General features: G+C 62.9%; 20 protein-coding genes and 1 tRNA gene. 19 read left to right on the forward strand and 2 right to left on the reverse strand.

Annotated features, from left to right (window positions below):
* Positions 1 to 412 precede the first annotated feature (412 nt).
* Both QP965_RS11155 and QP965_RS11160 read right to left on the reverse strand, forming a co-directional pair.
* Entirely contained in the window at positions 413 to 1603 is a 1191-nt protein-coding gene (locus QP965_RS11155; protein ID WP_165764378.1) for an IS1249 family transposase, read from the reverse strand.
* Between the two features lie 724 nt (positions 1604 to 2327).
* Positions 2328 to 2456, reverse strand: a complete 129-nt coding sequence (locus QP965_RS11160; RefSeq protein WP_284844939.1) for a hypothetical protein — start codon at positions 2454 to 2456, stop codon at positions 2328 to 2330.
* Positions 2457 to 2971: 515 nt separating this feature from the next.
* Between QP965_RS11160 and QP965_RS11165 the strand changes: the two genes are divergently transcribed.
* The 19 genes from QP965_RS11165 (at position 2972) to QP965_RS11255 (ending at position 18521) form a co-directional block, all read left to right on the forward strand.
* Positions 2972 to 3181: a heavy-metal-associated domain-containing protein gene (locus QP965_RS11165; protein WP_070478508.1), complete on the forward strand. Its 210-nt coding sequence runs from the start codon at positions 2972 to 2974 to the stop codon at positions 3179 to 3181.
* Positions 3181 to 4122, forward strand: coding sequence for a DUF8832 domain-containing protein (locus QP965_RS11170; RefSeq protein WP_070478510.1), 942 nt, complete (start codon positions 3181 to 3183; stop codon positions 4120 to 4122). The genes QP965_RS11165 and QP965_RS11170 overlap by 1 nt, the downstream gene beginning before the upstream one ends.
* A 47-nt stretch (positions 4123 to 4169) precedes the next feature.
* Complete coding sequence (locus tag QP965_RS11175) at positions 4170 to 6440, forward strand: heavy metal translocating P-type ATPase (protein ID WP_070478511.1); 2271 nt, start codon at positions 4170 to 4172, stop codon at positions 6438 to 6440.
* A gap of 83 nt (positions 6441 to 6523) precedes the next feature.
* Complete coding sequence (locus QP965_RS11180; protein ID WP_070478513.1) at positions 6524 to 6775, forward strand: YHS domain-containing protein; 252 nt, start codon at positions 6524 to 6526, stop codon at positions 6773 to 6775.
* Between the two features lie 85 nt (positions 6776 to 6860).
* The gene (locus QP965_RS11185) at positions 6861 to 7196 is read left to right on the forward strand and encodes a metal-sensitive transcriptional regulator (protein ID WP_070478537.1); all 336 of its coding nucleotides are present in this window, start codon (positions 6861 to 6863) and stop codon (positions 7194 to 7196) included.
* A 47-nt stretch (positions 7197 to 7243) separates the two neighbouring features.
* Positions 7244 to 8389 (forward strand): FAD-dependent oxidoreductase, encoded by a 1146-nt coding sequence (locus tag QP965_RS11190; RefSeq protein WP_070478515.1) that lies wholly within the window; start codon positions 7244 to 7246, stop codon positions 8387 to 8389.
* Positions 8390 to 8392: 3 nt separating this feature from the next.
* The gene (locus QP965_RS11195) at positions 8393 to 9577 is read left to right on the forward strand and encodes an MFS transporter (RefSeq protein WP_284844940.1); all 1185 of its coding nucleotides are present in this window, start codon (positions 8393 to 8395) and stop codon (positions 9575 to 9577) included.
* 89 nt (positions 9578 to 9666) lie between these two features.
* Positions 9667 to 9996 (forward strand): ferredoxin, encoded by a 330-nt coding sequence (gene fdxA / locus QP965_RS11200; RefSeq protein WP_070478519.1) that lies wholly within the window; start codon positions 9667 to 9669, stop codon positions 9994 to 9996.
* Between the two features lie 97 nt (positions 9997 to 10093).
* A complete protein-coding gene (locus QP965_RS11205) occupies positions 10094 to 10702 on the forward strand; it encodes a YdhK family protein (protein WP_070478521.1) in 609 nt (202 codons plus the stop codon).
* Between the two features lie 426 nt (positions 10703 to 11128).
* Positions 11129 to 13030, forward strand: a complete 1902-nt coding sequence (locus QP965_RS11210; RefSeq protein WP_502869271.1) for a heavy metal translocating P-type ATPase — start codon at positions 11129 to 11131, stop codon at positions 13028 to 13030.
* 10 nt (positions 13031 to 13040) lie between these two features.
* The gene (locus QP965_RS11215; protein WP_070478524.1) at positions 13041 to 13346 is read left to right on the forward strand and encodes a metal-sensitive transcriptional regulator; all 306 of its coding nucleotides are present in this window, start codon (positions 13041 to 13043) and stop codon (positions 13344 to 13346) included.
* Between the two features lie 333 nt (positions 13347 to 13679).
* Positions 13680 to 14084 carry a DUF8185 domain-containing protein gene (locus QP965_RS11220; protein WP_473938815.1) on the forward strand — a complete coding sequence of 135 codons (405 nt, stop codon included), beginning with the start codon at positions 13680 to 13682 and terminating at the stop codon, positions 14082 to 14084.
* A 288-nt stretch (positions 14085 to 14372) separates the two neighbouring features.
* Positions 14373 to 14837 carry a carboxymuconolactone decarboxylase family protein gene (locus tag QP965_RS11225; RefSeq protein WP_228073733.1) on the forward strand — a complete coding sequence of 155 codons (465 nt, stop codon included), beginning with the start codon at positions 14373 to 14375 and terminating at the stop codon, positions 14835 to 14837.
* Between the two features lie 15 nt (positions 14838 to 14852).
* Positions 14853 to 14926, forward strand: a tRNA-Cys gene (locus QP965_RS11230).
* Positions 14927 to 15066: 140 nt separating this feature from the next.
* Positions 15067 to 15456: an ArsR/SmtB family transcription factor gene (locus QP965_RS11235; RefSeq protein ID WP_070478528.1), complete on the forward strand. Its 390-nt coding sequence runs from the start codon at positions 15067 to 15069 to the stop codon at positions 15454 to 15456.
* Positions 15457 to 15458: 2 nt separating this feature from the next.
* Positions 15459 to 16400, forward strand: coding sequence for a cation diffusion facilitator family transporter (locus QP965_RS11240; RefSeq protein WP_070478530.1), 942 nt, complete (start codon positions 15459 to 15461; stop codon positions 16398 to 16400).
* Positions 16401 to 16520: 120 nt separating this feature from the next.
* Positions 16521 to 17135 carry a CueP family metal-binding protein gene (locus QP965_RS11245; protein WP_180965366.1) on the forward strand — a complete coding sequence of 205 codons (615 nt, stop codon included), beginning with the start codon at positions 16521 to 16523 and terminating at the stop codon, positions 17133 to 17135.
* Between the two features lie 94 nt (positions 17136 to 17229).
* Positions 17230 to 17553 (forward strand): thioredoxin, encoded by a 324-nt coding sequence (gene trxA / locus QP965_RS11250; RefSeq protein ID WP_099299417.1) that lies wholly within the window; start codon positions 17230 to 17232, stop codon positions 17551 to 17553.
* A gap of 320 nt (positions 17554 to 17873) precedes the next feature.
* Positions 17874 to 18521: a replication protein RepA gene (locus QP965_RS11255; RefSeq protein WP_284844941.1), complete on the forward strand. Its 648-nt coding sequence runs from the start codon at positions 17874 to 17876 to the stop codon at positions 18519 to 18521.
* Positions 18522 to 18595: the final 74 nt, after the last annotated feature.

The raw sequence follows: 18595 nt of genomic DNA on the forward strand, positions 1-18595 counted from the left end.
AACCACCAGTAGAAAAGAAATAGCTGCCTAAGCACTAGGTAGCCCCACTACGTGTCCACGATTTGCGGGCAACCCCATCACGCCCAAGATGCTGGAGAAGTTTTTCCCGGTCAAGCTGACTTGCCGGAGTATCATCTAGACCTGCGCAATCCTGGCGCACTCTAGATGGCGTACCAACACGCGCACCGGTCAAAGTGCCCGGAGAGGAATCATTAGATAGAATCATGCACATGCTTTCCCCCAGCTACTACTGGGTGATAAGCGAAGGTCACTTGGTTGCCGCCGAGTGGCCTTCTTTCGTCTTTAGTATCTCTCAACTGTAAAACACATGACTGTCATTTTGTGCGAGACACAGGGTTAAGTAGCAGAATGTGTGTCCGTTCGGCGTGTTGCGGGGCGGGTACACGGTTAGTTACTTCATGGGGCCTTTTCTGATTCCTATCGAGTGTTCGTACTCGGTTGGGATAGCGTTGTCGTAGAAGGCTGGTCGGCCTGTTTCTTGGTCGGCTTTGTTGTGGTCTTCTTCGGCAAGATCGTTGACTTTGGCGAGTTGATCTTGGCCATAATTGCACTGCCTGGCGATATTTAGCGGATCGTCAGGCAGTTGCTTTTTGGTGTGGAGGTACCACTCAAGCATTTTTCGTTGACGTTCCCCAGACCTGCCTCGGTGCGCATCGGCGATGCGTTTGAGCTGGGCGTTTATGCCGCCTTCAAGACTGTTTGTCGTTGAAGCCCAGCGGTTAGGATCAAGCGCATTCGGTGGTGGCTTAAGGTAGGTAAACAGCCAATTGTTGCGCGAGAGGTGCAGCAGTGAGTTGTAGGCTTTGCGTACCCGTAGATGAGTCCATTCCCACTGGTTATTGGGTGTTCGGCGTTCTTTTGGCACGGGTGTTTTCTCGTTGAGGAATGCTTTGAATACCTGACCGAAGTCGTGCAGGCGTAGCGTCCACTCCCGTGCCTGGTCGAGCGTGGTGACACGGGTTAGTTTCAGCGCCAGTGCGTAGATGGTTTTGCCAGCGTCGGTGCGCGGCCGTGAGGTGGTGTAGCGGCGGATGACGCGTTGTGCGTGGACGAGACAACGCTGAATCATCACGTTTGGCCAGCAGGCTTTAATCGCGGTGAGTGCGCCTTGTCCGCCGTCGAGGACGACGCAGAGTGGCTCGGCGATTTTGCGAAGTAGCTGCGTGTATGCGTGGGCTGTTTCGTGTTTGGTCCAGTGCCACGCAATGACGTGGTCGCGGCTGGCTGCCACAAGTAGGCAGCCAGCCGCGGTGTAGGTGCCGTCGATGAAGATCTGATCGTAGACGCGCTGCGGGGCACCGTCGTTGGGGACGTCGATGAGCCAAAACGGTTCGAATCGGCGATCAAGTGTCCAACGACTCACCCTTTGTTGCCCGGCGAGTTCAGACAACGTCGCTGTGGAGGTGACATAAGAGACGAAGGCTTTAAAGTTGCGGGCCTGCGTGAGATCGGTGCGAGTTCGTGTCGTGGAGCTGCCGCAGTTCGGGTCTTTGCACCGCCACCTAGTTGTGCCTTTGGATGTGGTTCCGTTTTTCTTCATTTGCCCAGCACATACCGGGCATCGTGGTCTGTTTTTACTCACCCGGAAAGCACACCAACCCCCGGCTAGCACATGCGGGTGCCATTCCGATGGATTGAACACGAAACGGGCGGATATAAGCATAAAGACCTTATATCCGCCCGATTTACCCAGCCTGAGCAGCAAGATCGCTGTAACTCAGACACACTTTTTGCTACTTAACCCGAGACACACATAAAGATATGTTTTACCTGCAGTAACAGTGTTTGAAATATATTGCAACAAATGCTAAAACCGCAGAGTATCCTGCATAGATACAAGACATCGACTATGGATCATAGGGGTTAGCGGTACTCATGTGTACTGCCGTCCAAATCAAAGGCTTGGTTGTCACCGAGGCAACCAGGACTACTCCAAGCACCACAGCCTCCAGGACTACAGATAACCAAAGAGCCTTTAAAGAGAAACCACATAGATAAACCCCAGTACTTTCTTCCTCACTGCCAATGCTCACTGGAGTGAACAATCCCTTGTAACTTTTGTCGAAGCTCCGCACAATGGTTATAGGCTGCTTCCCCCCGAACGGCCACTATGTATAAGTTCTAGCCCTGCCTCTCGCCCCTCAGGCAGGGCTAGAACTCGTTAATGATTTCTGAGTCAATCGAATACGAACACTTCAGAGTACTAAGAGTGCAACTCCTACGGTAATCATCCGTTCTCGCCACGTAACTACTAGATGAGGGCACCCCTACCGGTAATCACTAATACAGGGTGCCTATCGTGATGATTACTTTGACTGCTGCTCGTCCTTGGCGGCGACAATCATGTGCGCTAGCACCTCCAGGAACTTATTGAGGTTGCCTGGATCTGCCGTGATGGTTTCGAAGACTCCCTGAGACTCCCGGGCCGCCTGCACGAGTGCGCCGAACCCTTTGTTTTTAAAAGCGTCAGTGCCAGCAACCTGTGAGGGGTTATTTTTCCTGACTAATGCCTGCACAGGGGCTGCTAACTGTCTCCGGCGTAACTGAGCACTCCAGCTGGGATTCGTCTGTTCCACTCACCAATCTCGAACGCCTGCGAATCCAGTTGACATGGCCGGCTTCGTACCATGAGCACCAGCGACTGATCGGTGTTTGGTGGTGTCCGGCCCGTACCGGTCGTCACTGCCTTCGCCGACGTGGCAAGGAAGTCCACGGTTCTCATTAGACCGGGACCACTACTCTCCGACGCGCAGCGACACCGTCCAGCGGGTCGCCCCGCAGCATCGTTTCGCCACGAGGCGCATGTCGGACGCTCCAGCCATCGTCTGCAGCACGCGTGCGATGTGGCTCATACGACCACCCCCTTCTTGCGGAATACCTGCCAGGGGTATACTGTTGACTTGTACAGGTACCCGGTAGGGGTACTACAGAGACACAAGGAGGATACATAATGGCTTCGAACAATTACCAGGTGACGGGCATGACCTGCGGGCACTGCGAGATGTCGGTCCGCGAGGAAGTCGGTGAGATCCCCGGCGTCCAGGACATCCAGGTCAGCGCGCAGACCGGCAAGCTTAACGTCACCGCCGAGGGCGAGATTGACGATGCCAAGGTCCTCGCGGCGGTCGAGGAGGCCGGCTACTCGGCGGTGCGTGTCTGATGAAGGCCGGAGGACGGCTTGCGCTCTACGGGGCCGGGCTGGTGGTGGCGTTCGGCGGGGCCTTCGGCCTTGCCGGCGCCGTCATTCCTGACAGCTTCGTAGCAGCATGGGCAGAAGGAAGTGACGTGAACACACACGGTGAAGGACACGGCGGCGCTGCGCAAGAAACTGCGGAGCCCACTCTGAACGGGGTCTCCGCAAGCGCGGACGGCTTCGTACTTTCCCCAGTCCAGGCTCCCACGGCTGCAGGCGAGGATGGAGACCTGAGTTTCCAGATCCTCGACGAGTCCGGCGAAGCGGTGACCGAGTACACTACCGCGCACGAGAAGGACCTGCATCTGATCGCCGTTCGCACCGATGGTACTGGTTTCCAGCACGTGCACCCCGAGCTTGACACGAGCACAGGCACTTGGTCGGTGCCGTGGACCTGGGACGAGGCGGGCACCTACCGCGTGTACGCCGACTTCACACCCGAGGGCGAGGGAGCCGAAGGGATCACCCTGACTCGCGCCGTCGAGGTGGCGGGCGACTTCGCCCCTGTTGAGACCGAGTCACAGACCACCGACGAGGTCGACGGATACACCGTCTCCCTGAATGGCGACCTTACCGCCGGCACCTCAAGCGAGCTCACCATCTCGGTCGAGCGCGACGGTCAGCCGGTGACCACGCTGGAGCCCTACCTGGGCGCGTTTGGCCACCTGGTGGCGCTGCGCGAAGGCGACCTCGCCTACTTGCACGTCCACGCCGAGGGCGACGAGCCCCAGGCCAGGGACACGGCCGGACCCGAGATCGGATTCGCAGCGGAGGCCCCGACCGCCGACCGTTACCTGCTCTACCTGGACTTCCAGGTCGATGGGCAGGTGCACACCGCCGAGTTCGTGATCGACGCCGAGCATGGTGACGGCTCGCAGACAGACGATTCGCATACCGGCGGCCACTGACCCGCAGGGCCTGGCGTCGCACGAGAGATGAAGAGAGAAGGAAGAGGATGAGTACATTAGCGCCCCCCATCGGTGGGCCGGACATCGAGCTGGAGATCGGCGGGATGACCTGCGCCTCCTGTGCGAACCGGATCGAGAAGAAGCTGAACAAGCTCGAGGGCGTCGCGGCCACGGTCAACTACGCCACCGAGAAGGCCAAGGTCACCGTGCCTGCCGGCTACGATCCGGGCCTGCTGGTCGCCGAGGTCGAGAAGACCGGCTACACGGCTGCGCTGCCCAAGCCCAAGGGCACCACGGCGAACACGTCGGAGACCGAGGCCGGGGAGGAGGAAGACACTGAGCTCACCTCGCTGCGCCATCGGCTAGTCGGCGCCATTGTGCTCACGGTTCCCGTGATCGCCATGGCCATGATCCCCGCACTGCAGTTCGTATATTGGCAGTGGGCCTCACTCGCGCTTGCCGCCCCGGTGATCATCTGGGCAGCCTGGCCGTTCCATAAGGCCGCATGGACGAACCTCAAGCACGGTACCGCGACGATGGACACACTCATCTCGATGGGCACCTCGGTCGCACTGCTGTGGTCCGTCTACGCACTATTCTTCGGAACCGCTGGCACACCCGGGATGACGCACCCGTTCGAGTTCACGATCGCTCCCTCGGATGGCGCGGCGAACATCTATCTCGAAGTTGGCGCGGGCGTGACGATGTTCATCCTCGCCGGCCGCTACTTCGAGAAGCGCTCCAAACGCCAGGCCGGGGCCGCGCTGCGCGCCCTCCTGGAGCTCGGCGCGAAGGAAGTCGCCGTGCTCCGCGACGGCGTTGAGGTGAAGATCCCCACCTCTGACCTCCAGGTCGGCGACGAGTTCATCGTTCGTCCGGGTGAGAAGATCGCCACCGACGGCATCGTGGTCTCCGGCTCCTCCGCGGTGGACGCCTCCATGCTCACCGGCGAGTCCGTACCGGTCGAGGTCCGCGAGGGCGACTCGGTCACCGGTGCCACCGTCAACGCGGGCGGCCGCCTTGTCGTGCGGGCGACCCGTGTCGGTTCGGACACGCAGCTTGCGCAGATGGCGAAGCTCGTCGAGGATGCGCAGACTGGCAAGGCCGAGGTGCAGCGTCTGGCTGACACGATCTCCGGCGTGTTCGTGCCGATCGTCATCGTCGTCGCGTTCATCACCCTCGGCGCCTGGCTGGGAGCCGGATTCCCCGTCGCCGCCGCGTTCACCGCAGCGGTCGCCGTGCTCGTTATCGCCTGCCCCTGCGCGCTGGGACTCGCGACTCCGACCGCGCTGCTGGTCGGCACCGGCCGCGGGGCGCAGATGGGCATCCTCATCAAGGGCCCAGAGGTGCTGGAGTCCACCCGCAAGGTCGATACCGTCGTGCTCGACAAGACCGGTACCGTCACCAGCGGCAAGATGACCCTGACAGATGTGATCACCGAATCCGGTGTGGACCGTGCCGAGCTGCTGCGCTTCGCGGGTGCGTTGGAGGACTCCTCGGAGCACCCGATCGCGCAGGCGATCGCCAAGGGCGCCACCCAGGAAGTCGGCCAGTTGCCCACGCCCGAGGACTTCGCCAATGTTGAAGGCAAGGGCGTGCAGGGCATCGTCGAGGGCACCCCGGTCGTCGTCGGACGCGAGTCGCTGCTGGCCGACTGGTCACAGAAGCTCTCTCCGGAGGTCGCACGGGCGAAGGCTCAAGCTGAGGGTGAAGGCAAGACGGTCGTCGCGATCGGCTGGGACGGTGCTGCGCGCGGCATCCTCGTCGTCGCCGACACCGTCAAGCCCACGAGCGCGGAGGCGATCCGCGGGCTCAAGGAGATCGGCCTGACCCCGGTGCTGCTCACCGGTGACAATGAGGCCGTGGCCCGCCAGATCGCCGCCGAGGTCGGCATCGAGGAGGTCATCGCCGAGGTGCTGCCCAAGGACAAGGTCGACGTCGTCACCCGTCTCCAGGGCGAGGGCAAGATCGTCGCGATGGTCGGCGACGGCGTCAACGACGCCCCCGCGCTCGCGCAGGCCGATCTGGGCCTGGCGATGGGCACCGGCACGGACGTCGCGATCGAGGCCTCCGACATCACCCTGGTCCGCGGCGACCTGCGGGCCGCGGTCGACGCGATCCGTCTGTCTCGGAAGACACTTTCGACGATCAAGACCAACCTGTTCTGGGCATTCGCCTATAACACCGCCGCGATCCCAGTCGCAGCGCTGGGCATGCTCAACCCCATGCTCGCAGGCGCGGCGATGGCGTTCTCCAGCGTCTTCGTCGTCGGCAACAGCCTCCGCCTGCGCGGGTTCAAGAGCGTCGCCACGAAGTGACGAACGAGAACCCACCCATCCATACCAATCCGATACAGAACCCACCCATCCATACGAATCCGATACAGAAGGAACACCAGAAAATGAGCAACTGCTGTAGCACGAACGAGACTAACCCCGCCGCCGAGAACGGTGGACGCGAGAACCTGCTCGGCGGGGGCGCCGATGACATGACCACCTGCCCGGTCATGGTCGGCACCCCGGTCAGCAAGAAGACCGCCGAGGCCGCCGGCCTCTACCGCGACTTCAAGGGCGAGCGCTACTACTTCTGCTGCGCCGGCTGCGGCCCCGCATTTGATTCGGACCCCGCCAAATACGCCGCCAACATGGCGTAATCCACCAGCGTGCCGGGGTGCCGCGGCACCGCTGCGGCACCCCGGCACCTGATCGGAGCGAACCGACATGACCACCCCGACCTCAATGACCGAACCTCACATCGACACCTGCCCGGCGGGAGGCGACGGCGATCCGTCCGTCCACGGATACATCAGCGACAAGGCGACGTACCGCAATCGCCTGCGGCGCCTCGAAGGCCAAATCCGCGGCATCGATCGGATGATCGATGAGGACCGCTACTGCATCGACATCTTCACCCAGATCTCCGCAGCCACCAGGGCACTCGAAAACGTCGCCCTCGGACTGCTCGACGATCACCTCAAGCATTGCGTCCTCGACGCCGCCCTCGCCGGTGGACCAGTCAGCGAGCAGAGGCTCGGCGAGGCATCCGAGGCCATCGCCCGTCTCGTTCGCTCCTGACGCCCGCACACCAAATCGATCACGACCTGCAGCCCAGGAGTTTCCCTATGACCACACAACACGTCCTCATCCTCGGTTCAGGAGCAGCCGGAGCCGCAGCCGCCCGCACTCTCGCCACACGTGACGACGTCCGGGTGACGATGGTGACCCGCACCGGGGAGACGCCTTACACGCGAATGCTCATCAAAGGAATCGCGTTCGGCCCGACCCCGCCGGAGATGATCAAGCTCCCGCTACCTCAGATTGAGGTCATCGCCGACACCGTGCTCGATGTCGATACTACGGCGAAGCGGGTCCAACTGACCTCCGGCGCGCAGGTCTCCTACGACGCGCTCATTGTCGCGACAGGGAGCGTGCCCCGCTCTCTGCCCGCGGGTGTACTCGAAGGCGACGACGTCGGACAAGGCCGGGTCACTGCTCTGCACTCCTTGGAAGATGCCATGGGTATCCGCGATCTGCTGACCAGCCTGGCACGGCCGGCGCGAGTGACGATCTATGGCGGCGGAATCATCGCAGCCGAGACCGCTTCGTCGCTGCAAGCCGACGGACACATGGTCATGCTGGTCTCTCGCAGTTCTGTTCCCGGCATCGGAGCGTTTGGGGCGCCGGTGGCTGAGCGCCTCGCCGCTGACCATGCCGCCAAGGTGCAGACTCGATTCGGTCGCACTCTCCAGCATGTCGACGAAACAGAATCCGGTGTTGCCATCACCCTCGACGACGATCAACGCATCGTGGCCGACTTACTCCTCGTTGCGCTCGGCACGACGCCCGCAGCCCCGTCGCCGTGGACGAACGGCATCGACGTCGATGATCGCCTCCGTGCCGCAGCAGACCACGTCTACGCCGCCGGAGGTGTAGCTACGCATCACGACGAAGCACTGGGCGTCTGGCGCATCGACCATTGGGAAGACGCCGCCGCGCAGGGCACGCACGCCGCACAGGCCGCACTGCACGACCTCGACATCAGCGACGATCCGGGCACCTACCTGCCGCGCAGCCCCTACATGGCGCTGGTCTACGGTCAGATGATCTCCGGAGTCGGGTACACCGCTGGTGCAGACGCCCAGGTGGAAGCCGGCGAGGAGTTCATCGTGCGCCACGAGACCGACGGCACCGTCGTCGGCGTCACCGGCATCGACGCGGTCGGCACCGTCTACCAGTGGGGTCAGCAGCTCCACGGCCTGCAGGCATAGACGATGGCGGGCGACTATACGAGGCAGATCCCGCGGCGGGGTTTCGCGCTCGCGATGGCAGCGACCATTCTCATGATGGCGGCTGCCAGCGCGCCGTCGTTGTTCTACCCCCAGATCGCAGAACAGCTCGGACTCGTCCCCGTCGCCACCACACTCGTATTCGCGGTCTACACCTTCACCCTCCTGGCCGCGCTGCTCTACCTCGGACCGCTCTCCGATCACATCGGCCGACGTCCGGTCGTAACCGCCGGTTCCCTGGCGCTGGCACTCAGCCTGGCCATGTTCTGGTTCGCCGACAGCCTCGCGACACTCCTGGTCGCCCGCGCTCTGCAAGGACTCGCAGCGGGTCTGCTCATCCCGGCCCTGTCGGCGATGATGATCGACTTCGAGCCGCCGTCGCATCCGAACATCGCAGCCCTGTGGAACACGATCGGGCCGATGATCGGTCTCGGGACCGGGGCACTCGGTGCTGCGCTGCTCCTCGATCTCACCCCCGAACCGACAACTGCGGTCTTCGGCCCGCTCGTGCTCGCCTTCCTCACCGTGGCAGCGACGGTGTGGAGCACACCGGAACTGGTCCCCAAGACCCGGATACGACGTGGCGACCTCCGCCCGCGGTTTATGGTGCCACTGCACCTGCGCCGCATGTTCACCGCCGGTGTGCCCGCGATTATCGCCGGGTGGGCGACCAACGGACTCTTCCTCGCGCTCGGAGCCGGCCTCGTCGGCAGTGAGCTCGGGGGCTCCACGCACACCCACGCGGGCATCGTCATCTTCGCACTGGCGATCTCCGGAATCACCGCCTCGTCCGTCCTGCAGCGGCGTTCCGCCCGCACCATCAGCCTGTATGCGACCAGCGCCCTGGCATTCGGCACCGCAGCGAGCATCGTCGCCCTCGCACTCGGTTCCTACCCGGCCTACGTCGTGTCGGTCGCGATCGCCGGTTCCGGGTTCGGCACAGCGTTCCTCGGGGTGCTGCGCACACTCATGCCCCACACGGCATCGTCGGAACGCGCCGCCGTGATGGCTGTGATCTACACGGTCGCCTACCTGGCATTCGGCGTGCCCACCATCGTCGCCGGGTTGCTCGTGCCGGTACTCACCCTGTCAGGAACGATGACAGTCCTCGGTGCGATCATCATCGCCCTCAGCCTTGCAGCCACCGTCCTACGCCTGCGCATTCCTTAGCCGGCCGCAGATCCGGCAGAGACTGACGACTTCTCCGAACTCCCCACCGACTCTCGCCGCCGAACCGCACCCGACCAAGAAGAGCAGCCATGACCTATGCGATCGCGCTTCCCTGCGCGGACGTCAAGGACCGCGCCTGCATCGACGAATGTCCTGTCGACTGCATCTACGAGGGCGAACGCTCGCTCTACATCCATCCCGACGAATGCGTTGACTGCGGAGCCTGCGAACCGGTTTGTCCCGTCGAGGCCATCTACTACGAAGACGACCTGCCCGACGAATGGTCTGACTACTACAAGGCCAACGTCGAGTTCTTCGACGAATTTGGTTCTCCCGGTGGAGCCGCGAAGATCGGACCGGCGGGCTTCGACCATCCCCTCATCGCCGCATTGCCCATCCAACATGAGCAGTCCCTCTGAGAAGGACAATTCGATCGATTCACGCCGGTACAACGCGCAATCCTTGACTAGTACCCCTGGGGGGTATAGGGTAGGTGTCATGATGAAAGGAGCTGACATGCAGAGGAGACTGCGAGCAGGGCTGGCAGCAGGAGTGCTCGGAGTGACACTCGTGCTCGCCGGTTGCAGCAGCGGAGCAGACGAAGACCAGCAGACCGACCCTTCGGCTACTGAGGAGCAGGGCCACGGCGGCGACAATGCAGAAAGCGGAGATGAGGAAATGGATCACTCGATGGAGCACCCGATGGACGGCGGACCGGCACCCGAGGGTATCGCCGAAGCCAGTGACCCCACATACCCGGTCGGCACAGAGGTACAGCTCACGGCCGACCACATGGAAGGCATGGACGGTGCGACAGCGACGATCTCCGGCGCATTCGACACGTACACGTACTCCGTGAACTACACTAACGCAGGTGGCGGCGACCCCGTCACGGACCACAAGTGGGTCGTGCAGGAAGAAATCGAGGATGCCGGCGACGAGCGCCTGACCGATGGCACAGCGGTGACGCTGCTCGCCAAGCACATGGAGGGCATGGAGGGCGCGAGGGCCACCATCGCTTCGTCCACCGATGAGACGGTCTACATGGTCGACTACGAGACGGACGGCATGAAGATGACGAACCACAAGTGGGTCGTCGAGAGCGAGATCCAACCAGCGCCCTGAGCCGACGTTCGCTTGCCCGGCGACCGGGTGAGCGGCATGGCTCGATGACGAAGGAGAAGAACGATGACGGACCCGAACTCACACCAGCACCACGGTCACGGAACCGATGCACCCGCTCACGGCGAGCATCACCACGGGTCTGTGTCCGCGCACGCCTCGGCGGAGGCGCACGGCACGCACGAGGGCCAGCACACTGGACACCAGGGCCACGCCATGAACCACGGGCAGCACTCAGACCACACGGGCCTCGATGAGAACGGTGTCCACGGAGATCACAGCGGCCATGGCGGCCACGGAGATCACAGCGGCCATGGCGGCCACGGAGATCACAGCGGCCATGGCGGCCACGGGGACCACGTTGGCCAGTTCCGCCGGCTGTTTTGGATCAACCTCGTCATCGCCATCCCCGCGGTCACCCTCTCGCCGATGTTCTCCATGCTGCTGGGCTACGAGGTCCCCGGCTGGGCGGGCTGGGTCGCCGCGGTACTGGGCACCGTCATGTACGTCTGGGGCGGCAGGCCCTTCCTCACCGGCGCCGTCAGCGAGTTGAAGTCCCGCAAGCCCGGGATGATGCTGCTCATCGCTCTGGCGATCACGGTGGCCTTCTTCGCCTCCTGGGCCGCGACCCTCGGGCTTGTCCATCACGAGCTGGAGTTCTGGTGGGAGCTGGCGCTGCTGATCGTGATCATGCTGCTGGGCCACTGGATCGAGATGCGCTCCCTGGCCCAGACCACCTCGGCGCTCGACTCGTTGGCTGCACTGCTGCCCGACGAGGCCGAGCGCGTCGAGGGCGAGAACGTCGTTAAGGTGGCCCCAGCCGACCTCGTTGTGGGTGACGTCGTGATCGTGCGCCCCGGCGGCAGCGTTCCGGCCGACGGCACCATCGTCGACGGCCGCGCCGACATGGACGAGTCCATGATCACCGGCGAGTCCCGCCCGGTCTCTCGGGGCGAGGGCGAGACAGCTACCGCCGGCACCGTCGCCACCGACTCCGGCCTGCGGGTGAAAATCACCGCCACCGGCGACGACACCGCCCTGGCCGGGATCAACCGGCTCGTCACCGAGGCCCAGAACTCCTCCTCCCGCGCCCAGCGGATCGCCGACAAGGCCGCGGCCTGGCTGTTCTGGTTCGCTCTCGGCGCGGCGCTGGTCACCGCTGTCGTCTGGACGCTCATCGGCATGCCCGACGAGGCCGTGGTCCGTACCATCACCGTACTCGTCATCGCCTGCCCCCACGCCCTCGGCCTGGCGATCCCGCTCGTGGTCTCCATCGCCACCGAGCGCGCCGCCCGCGGCGGCGTGCTGGTCAAGGACCGCCTCGCCCTGGAGTCGATGCGGCAGGTCGACGCAGTGCTCTTCGACAAGACCGGCACACTGACCAAGGGCGAGCCCACCGTCACCGGCGTCGAACCGACCGGCGACCTCGACGCCGACCAGGTCCTCGCCCTCGCGGCCTCGGCCGAGGCCGACAGCGAGCACCCGCTCGCCAAGGCCATCGTCGCCGCCGCCAAGGACAAGGGCCTCGCCCTTCAGCAGGCCAGCGGCTTCTCATCCTCGCCCGCCGTCGGAGTCACCGCGACTGTCGCCGGCCAGGAGGTCCGCGTCGGCGGCCCCCGGCTGCTTGAGGAGACCGGCCAGCACGAGGTCGGCACAGCCGAGGAATGGCGTTCTGAGGGCGCGATCATCCTGCACGTCCTCCGCGACGGCCAGGTGGTCGGCGGCCTCAAGCTCGCCGACGAGATCCGCCCCGAATCCCGCAACGCCGTCGACGCCCTCCACGCCCTGAGCGTCGAGGTCGTCATGATCACCGGCGACGCCGAGGCCGTGGCGAACGAGGTCGGACGGGAGCTCGGCATCGACCGCGTCTTCGCCGGCGTCCGCCCCGAGGACAAGTCCGCCAAGGTCGCCCAACTGCAGCACGAGGGCAAGAAGGTCGCCATGGTCGGCGACGGCGTCAACGACGCCCCGGCACTGGCCCAGGCCGACGTCGGCATCGCGATCGGCGCCGGCACCGATGTCGCCATCGCCTCGGCCGGGGTGATCCTGGCCAGCTCCGACCCCCGGTCGGTGCTCTCCATCATCCAGCTCTCACGACGCGCATACGGTAAGATGAAGCAGAACCTGTGGTGGGCCGCCGGATACAACCTCATCTCCGTGCCGCTTGCGGCCGGCATCCTGGCACCGGTGGGATTCGTCCTGCCAATGTCGATCGGCGCGATCCTGATGTCGGCCTCCACCGTGGTCGTCGCGCTCAACGCCCAACTCCTGCGGCGCATCGACCTCACACCCGAAGCCAGCACGCGTTCCGTCCTGGAACGCCAGAAGTAAGGACATGCCCATGTCTGTCGACACCGATTCTCATCAGCACGGATACATCAACGACAAGGAGCGCTACCTCGGCCGTATGAAGCGCATTGAGGGTCAAGCCCGAGGGATCGCGAAGATGATCGATGAAGAGAAATACTGCATCGACATCCTCACCCAGGTATCCGCCCTGACCCGCGCCCTCCAGGGGGTCGCGACCGGTCTACTCGACGATCATCTCAAGCACTGTGTGCTCGACGCAGCGAAGCTCAGCGACGAGGCGGCCGTCGAGAAGATACAGGAAGCCACCGACGCCATCAACCGACTCGTCCGCTCCTAATCCCGGACCCCGAGGCCGCGTTCCAGGACACGGCGGGAAGCCCTCACGACGCCCTCCACGCCTGATCCTCACCGACACGCCGTCCGCCCGCGATGCGCCCACTTTCGCTCAACGGGCCAGGCGAGCCGGCGCCCACGGCGTGCGCTTGCAGGCCGCGGCCGGGCTGCTGCGCATGAGTGCGGTGTACCAACGCCCCGTGGTCCGCTCGACCGCACCCCTACGATCCTCGTCCTTCGCACGCTCCATTCCGACCCCGAGCTGCAGTGCGACGTCACCGTCGAAACCCTGACCGCGACCGTCGACCCCCTGTCCCTCGAACTGCCGGAGACCTCGCTGGCACCCGCTTGGACCAGCGTCGAACCCCCACAACACGGGTGGAGATACATTGCGGACGTGTCCAGTCTGACGCTGATGCGTAGCGTCCGTGCCGGCATCGAGGCCGTGGCCCAAGCACTTCCCGACAAACCCGGCGACGATGTCGCCCGCAAGATCCGGGGCATGGTCTGGGGCACCCCGGACACAGCCCTCGCGTCGCTGCCACAAGGCGTCGCGTTCGCCGCCTACGTCTTCGGGTTCCTCAGCTCCGAAGGAGAGGCCGCGATCTCCACCGCCGGCCGCTGGACGCGGTTGACCCTTCCGACTGGACACGTACTCCTGCGCGGACCCGTCGTCTCTGGCCTCACCTCAATCCGCCGCACCCGGCCACGCGTCTCCGAGTCCTTCAAACCAATCGGATAATACTTGATACCCCATAGGGGTAAAGGGTAGGATTGGTGACTATGAGAGAGGCTGAACACGCGCACGCCACGTATGACACACCGCACCTGGATGCGGCCGGGATCGTGAGTCGGCAGCAACGCGAGTCCGGCGACTTCTACCTATTGACCGGTGTACATGCCGGGCATCAGCAGCAGGAACGCATCCCTGCGGGTTCAACCTCGAACTCGCGACCAAACTGACTAAGGAGGCATTATGCCCCGTTTTTCCCGATTGACCCCTGAGACCGCAGTGGGGAGCTCACGAGACTTGCTCGGCGATCTCGTCGAGCGGCACGGCGAGGTCGGAGACATGGTCTCGACGATGGCGCATTCCCCGGCGGTGCTCGGCGGTTATCTCCAGCTGAGCAAAGCCATGCGTCGCGCCAAGCTCGACCGCAAGGTCAGCGAGCTCGTTTCGATCGCCGTGCAGTCGCAGCAAGGATGCGGAATGTGCCTGGCCTCGCACATCAGCGCGGCACGATCACTCGGGGTCAGCGATAACGAGATCGCACTCGCCCAGCAGGGTACGGCGATGACCGGCCCGGTCGCGGCGATGATCGCGCTCGGCCTCCAGGTCTACCGTGAGCCTGCGTCGATCACCGACGAGCAGATCGACGAGCTTCGGGGGTTCGGGTACAGCGACCGTGAGATCTCTGATGTCGTCGGGGTCGTGTCGCTGAACATTCTCACCGGCGCCTTCAACCTGGTTGCCGGCCTCACGCCGGGCGACTGATCTTGCCGGCGACTTGGCGCCTTGGCCGAGAGGATAGGCAGCGGTCTGCAAAACCTTGTACACGGGTTCGAGTCCCGTAGGCACCTCCACTTTCCGCCGAATCCAATAAGGCACGCGTCGCAGGAAGCGGGCAGTCCACCCTCGGGCGCGCCGGAACCTCTGAGCTTCATTTCGCATCGAGCGACAGATCACACTCGACAATATCGTCATAGAGCGATATAATCGCTATATGACTATGAATCAACAAGAGGGGGCAACCCTCGACGAGGTGGCGACAGCAGCGTACGCCCACCTGTTCCAGGCATTTGCAGAACCGACGAGGTTGGCGATCGTGCAGCACCTCGCCTCGGGCGAGCACCGGGTCCGCGATCTGGTCGAGCACATGGGCCTGGCCCAGTCCACGGTAAGCAAACATGTCGGCTTTCTCGTTGAGTGCGGCCTGGCGACGATGCGCCCGGAAGGGCGCTCCACCTGGTACTCGCTGACACAGCCCGAACTCCTGCGTACCCTCGTCGCCGCTGCCGAATGCCTCCTCGATGCCACCGGCACGCAGGCCCTGCTCTGCACGCACCTGCGACTCCCACATACCCACCACGCGACAGATACGGAGAAGAAGTAGACATGGGCGCAGGACACAATCACGGCCCCGCAGCCAGCGAGACCGGGCACCCTGGAGATTTCCGCAAGAAACTCTGGATCGCATTCTCGATCACCGCGACGATCGTCGTCGCCCAGGCCATCGGCTCGGTCATCACCGGCAGCCTCGCACTGCTAACCGACACCGCCCATGCCATCACCGATGCCGTCGGCCTACTGGTCGCACTGATCGCCGGGACGCTGATGCTCAAGCCCGCCAACTCCAAGCGCACCTGGGGGTTCCGACGTATCGAGGTGATCGCAGCCCTCGGACAGTCGGCACTGCTGCTGGTGGTGGGCACGTACGCCGCCATCGAAGGAATCCGGCGACTGTTCGAGCCGCCGGAGGTGCCCGCAAGCGAACTGCTGATCTTCGGCATCATCGGCCTGGTCGCGAACATCATCGCCATCACCATCCTCGCCTCCAGCCGCGGTTCGAACTTCAACATGCGTGCCGCGTTCCTCGAAGTCCTCAACGACGCCCTCGGCTCACTCGGAGTGATCATCGCGGCGATCGTGATCTCCACGACCGGGTTCATGCAGGCCGACGCCATCGCCGGACTGTTCATCGCCACCCTGATCGTGCCTCGCGCGTTCAAGCTGATGCGCGAGACCACCGGCGTCCTCATGGAGTTCACTCCTAAGGGCCTCGACCTCGACAAAGTCCGCTCACACATCCTCGAACTCGACCACGTCCAGGATGTTCATGATCTGCACGCCTCCACTGTGGCGACCGGCCTACCGACCCTGACCGCCCACGTCGTCGTCGACGACGAATGCTTCACCGACGGTCATGCCGCCCAGATGCTCCAAGAGATCAAAGACTGCGTCGCAGGACACTTCGAGGTCTCCGTCCATCACGCAACCTTCCAGATCGAGACCGAGCACATTGCCGAACATGAACCGGAAGTCAGCAAGCACGACTGAACGCAGCGCCCCCTCCCGGGCTCGTACCGGGCGGGGCGCTTCCGCATCACACAGGTAGGCACTACCCCTATGGGGTACTATGGCCAATTGGCACCACGGGCAGGCACGAGAAGGAATCCCATGAAAAACCTCAGGTCATTGCCGAAGTACGGCGGGAAGAAAACCGCTGCAACCACCGTCGTGATCGGCGCTTTCCTGCTCACCGGATGCGCGGCCGCCAACGACTCACCCTCAGCCACCTCGGCCAGCGGAGCCGAGATTCTTGTCGAGAATGGTCTCGAAGGCCTCGACGTGCGGGAGCTGGTCGAAACGCTCGATGCGATCCCGCTGGACGATCGCACGGAGACCTTGACCACGTCGATCACTGCGGAGATGGTCACGCTCACTGATCAGCACGAGCACGCGACAGAGGTGCGGTTGCCCAGTGACGAGATCTACGTATCCGTTGCCCCGTATCGGTCGCAGACCCATGATTGCTACTACCACAGCCCGACCGGATGCCTGGGCGAGCTGCGCAACGCAGACGTGGCCGTAACGGTGACGGATGCGACGACCGGCGAGACGATCGTCGACGAGGAGTTGAGAACCCTCGACAACGGCTTCGTCGGGATCTGGCTGCCCCGAGGCATCGAGACATCGATCTCGATCACCCACGACGGCCAGACCGTCACCTCCGAACTTTCGACCGTCGGCGACGATGCGCAAACCTGCCTGACCACGATGCGACTGGTCTAAAACTAGCACCACGGGAATACCCCCACCGGGTAGGGTGTTGTGATGTGCGCGCGGTCTATCGCACGCGACGTGTAATAGGAAGGAAAGCAGTCCCATGAGCGAAGTCACCACCGTCGACACCCAGGCCTTCGAAGAGGTTGTGCTCCAGAGCGAGGTCCCCGTTCTCGTGGACTTCTGGGCAGCCTGGTGCGGCCCGTGCCGTGCGATCGCGCCGGTCCTGGACCAGATTGCAGCTGAGCAGGATGGAAAGCTCCTCATCGCCAAGCTCAATGTCGACGAGAACCCCGACATCGCCTCACGCTACAACATCAGTTCGATCCCTGTGATGAAGGTCTTCGACAAGGGTGAAATCGTGCGCGAGATCATTGGGGCGATGCCGAAGCCGCAGATCGAGCAACGCCTCGAAGGCATTATCTGAGGCTCGGCCGTCGAACCGTTCCCGAACTCCGCCGACCGTTGCGCGGCAGTTGATGGTCGCCCGACTCAGCGTGATTGCATACGTAATGCAAGACTGCGCAGTGCAACGAGCGCTTGAAGTGGCAGGACCCCGTTACCGAAGGCGGTCTTCTGCTGATTTGCAGTCAGTCCGCCCATCGTGTCGGTAATCCATCTGACTGGCAGATCCATAAGCCATTCCACGAACTCCGGCGACGGGCGTGGCCCTCTGTCCTCGTTCATATACACCAAATACACGGTTTGCAAGAAGTTAAGCAGTGTCACCAGAAAAGGGATTCTTCCATGGCACTGCCACCAGAAAAAATTGCTCAGCTTCAAGCAGCCCAAAAGACTGCCCAAGACCGAGAAGTTAATCAAGCAAAAGAACTTATAAACGCCCAAGACATTGGCTACACATCCAAACTCTTCGTCCAAGCATTATTTCCATACCGCAAGACCGACGAAGAAAAACGAGTCATAGAGACAGCACAAGGCCGAATCGTTGTCTACGCCGATGGAGGATTGCCCTACGGCAAATATCCCCGACTAATCATGGCCTACATCGTCACCCGTGCCGTGGAAAACGCAGGAAAGCTCAAAGCAGGCAAAATAGACCTTGAGCAAGCAGTCCGCATCCCTCTCGGACACTCCATGAACCACTTCCTCCAAGCCATCGGAGTAACTGGACGCGGCACAGGTGGCGCAACAGGGAACTTGGCCAATATCCGCGAGCAATTATTGCGCCTGGCTGATGCTCGCGTGACCGTCAAAGAGGACGATGGCGTACGCGCACGTGGTAAACACACTCAAATTATGGATGAATGGGACTTATGGTTTGATGCACGCGACCCTAATCAGGGAAGCTTCATCGAGTCCTACATCAAACTCACGCCACAATTTTTCCAGCACATTGTCGAAGCCCCCATCCCTATCGACCTTGCTGTACTATGAAGTGTCCCAGGTTTTGTTCCGTTTGAGTAGATGGGAAAATCTGGAATATGCCAAGAAAATTTGACCAGGATGCA

This window comes from Corynebacterium sp. MSK074, assembly GCF_030229735.1.
In the GTDB taxonomy this organism is placed as follows: Bacteria; Actinomycetota; Actinomycetes; order Mycobacteriales; family Mycobacteriaceae; genus Corynebacterium.